General features: G+C 50.7%; 2 protein-coding genes and 1 pseudogene. All 3 read right to left on the bottom strand.

Features of this window, described 5'->3' with window-relative positions; all coding sequences use genetic code 11:
* A pseudogene (locus HMPREF9006_RS10805) lies at positions 1-234 on the bottom strand (hypothetical protein); the annotation flags it as partial.
* 730 nt (positions 235-964) lie between these two features.
* On the bottom strand, positions 965-1,549 hold the full coding sequence (locus HMPREF9006_RS04180; RefSeq protein WP_232209826.1) for a hypothetical protein: 585 nt from the start codon (positions 1,547-1,549) through the stop codon (positions 965-967).
* Positions 1,550-2,133: 584 nt separating this feature from the next.
* Positions 2,134-2,595, bottom strand: a complete 462-nt coding sequence (locus HMPREF9006_RS10565) for a hypothetical protein (protein ID WP_156794389.1) — start codon at positions 2,593-2,595, stop codon at positions 2,134-2,136.
* Positions 2,596-2,780 lie beyond the last annotated feature (185 nt).

The following is a 2,780-nucleotide window of genomic DNA, read 5'->3' on the forward strand; positions in this document are numbered from 1 at the left end:
CCCTCTCCTCCGAACCTTCCCACGCTCCTCCTCGTCAAAACAATACACACCATCCTCCAACCACAACCTATCCCGCAGACCAAAACCATACGTTATCGACAGGCCAGTATGCCCCCTGGCAAAACCGTTATACACCTCCGTCTGCGTATACTTATTCATCACTTCCGCATACTCATCCATAAAGTCCACCAGAACTCTCCTTTCCTTTAAGAATCCCTTTCTCAAGGAGGTCATCAACCTTTGCGACACTTCCATCGCCTTTAAAAGCCTGCAGCTGCGCCGCTCCTCCCGGTTACTGCCCCCAGGGGGCAACCTTGCCGGACTTAATGGTCCACCCCTCAGGGGGGGGATTCTCCCCGGCAGCATAGGCGCACCTACCTCACGTAGGGGCGCCCCAACCACCGGCGCAACAAGGGCCCACCGTCGGGAAGCATGTATGCGCGCAGCAGCTCAGACGGAGACACACCACGGAGCCAAGCGAGCGGGACACAATGAGACGGATTCCAAGTCACAAAATAAAGCAACTCACCCGTCGGACCTGTCATACTCTCATAGCAAGCAGATGCAGTCTTACATACCGACCACCCCACCGGCAGCTCGTCAATCGTATGGGGAACACACAAGCTTGAAAAACCCAATGCATGACGCAAGTAAGGTGCCGTACAATTCAGCATAACAATCTGTGTTAACTCAATTGACTGCGAATTAAACAGTCCACCTCTTCTAACTTTCCCCCGCTCTTTCTCATCAAAGCAGTACCGCCCATCCTCCAACCATAGCAGCCCCCCATCGCCAAATCCAAAGTTGAGAGACAGATCAGCACCCCCCTCCTTGAATCTATTGTGAACTTCAATCTGCCCATATCGATTCATTACTGTTGCATATTCATCCATGAATTCCAACGGGTCATTCCTGTCCCCAGAGGTTCCCCTCCCAACGATTTGTCCCAACGCGTTCAACTCTGTCACCTTCCTTTCAAGCAGGAAAACCCCATTCTCGCCCCTACCGCCCGCGTCAGCACTAACGACGTCAGGCCAACCACTGACACAGGAGAACACCCCACCCCCGAAGGATACATACTTCCGGCAAGTAGCTCGTCGAAATCAATCTGCATCACAAGGGACAGTTGATTGAGTTCCGGATACACCGGGAAGATTGTGCGCATCTCCATCGGAATGTATGCACCGCCCAAGGTTAAGCGACCGGTGATTGGAGTGAGCTGTTCAAAACCCCACTGTGGCGAGACACCTTCGACCGCCGTAGGGACATCGATTCGCGGCCACCGTCGGCGCCACCGAGCTTTTTCACCGATGCGCATAATCACCCATTTCAACATGATCTTACCATAGTCGCTGATCATGGTGGGTACGCATGACTCCAGGTATTCACTTTCACCATAAAATGCCTGCGGACAATTACCCCCACTGTCCCAGATGTGCTGCCAGAAACGACCACGATCCCAGGTAATTGCGAGACCATTTCCGTTATATGGTTGAACATGAGCCTCAGAAGACTCAGCGAAGTCCACAAGATCAAAAGTAACTGACATCTGCTATTCACCCAACCCTCGAGAATTCCTAACTGTACACACTCATTGGCTGTAAGCACGTAATCCCCTGCCAAAAACTGAACTTGACGAGCACCACCCGACAGGTCAAACTGTGGGGCATTAGTGCCGGTGCGAATGTAGAACCCCGACGGAAGTTCACGAATCGCAACTGATAAAACAGATCCTGCAGCGAGTAGACATCCAAAGCTCTCTCCTCAAAAGAGAAAGGTTTACGATAGGAACTAACTGGCAGAAACACTATCCGCGTGGAAGTCCCAGACGATCAACATACGACCCACATGAAGCCACATACTCATCGAGAGACGCATAGAAGCTCACCGTTGCACGATTCATCCCAGCCAACACTTGATCACTATCAGAGTTAAAGCGCATAACTCCTTCAGGCCGACGACCATGTACATTCACATCATATACATTATCCTCCATAAAATCGGACGCAAAAGATCAGCTTTCCACGTTCATGATGAAATAGCACTTGAAGCTTACAAAAAGCTACCTCACCTTCACCTCGAGGTACTCTGACGCCAGCCTTCCCAGTAACATTCCATTCCACCAGATACACCTCAAGAAGTCCACGCAGACAACAGACCACCATTTTTACTCACATAAGCCTCCAACAGCTGCTCAGGACTTAGATCATGAACCCAAGACAACTTATCCGCATACCCATCGATATCACAATCAATGAGTTTTCCTTTTTGTCCATAGCGCGGACTAAAGGGCCACCCTTTCCTACGAGCCGGAAATACGATCTTCGGATAACGCAAAGCAGACCTTACAAGAGGACACTTCACCAAAACCAAAACTTTGAAAGCTAAAGTGAGGTCAGTGGTCGAAAATGTCCGATAGAAGTCACCACGCTCAAACCCGCCAAATTGATAATACCCTTCTGTTGCCTGAAGTTTACACAAAGGCACACCTTGCCATTTTGAATAGAAGACAACACCTGACTCAGTCGGATCGACTGAAATACTCTCATCTTCGAGACGCTCGCAGAATTCCTTAAGGTCTCCAAGAAAACACATCCCATTTCCCCCAAATTATTTTGTGATCGAGCATTTCCTGAACCGATGCAGGTGTTCCATCATCTTTTATGATTCTCAACTGCCGCGCACCTCCCGGCTGCTGCCCCCAGGAAGCCGCCTCGCCCGGCTTGATCACCCACCCCTCAAGCGGCGATTCTCCCGGCGGCATAGGGCAGCTACCTCAC

Source organism: Actinomyces sp. oral taxon 180 str. F0310 (assembly GCF_000185285.1).
Taxonomy (GTDB): Bacteria; Actinomycetota; Actinomycetes; order Actinomycetales; family Actinomycetaceae; genus Pauljensenia.

What these genes read in the sequence shown, in the direction of transcription:
- HMPREF9006_RS04180 (WP_232209826.1), bottom strand. Translation starts at nt 1,549, where the DNA reads ATGTCAGTTACTTTTGATCTTGTGGACTTCGCTGAGTCTTCTGAGGCT.
- HMPREF9006_RS10565 (WP_156794389.1), bottom strand. Translation starts at nt 2,595, where the DNA reads ATGTGTTTTCTTGGAGACCTTAAGGAATTCTGCGAGCGTCTCGAAGAT.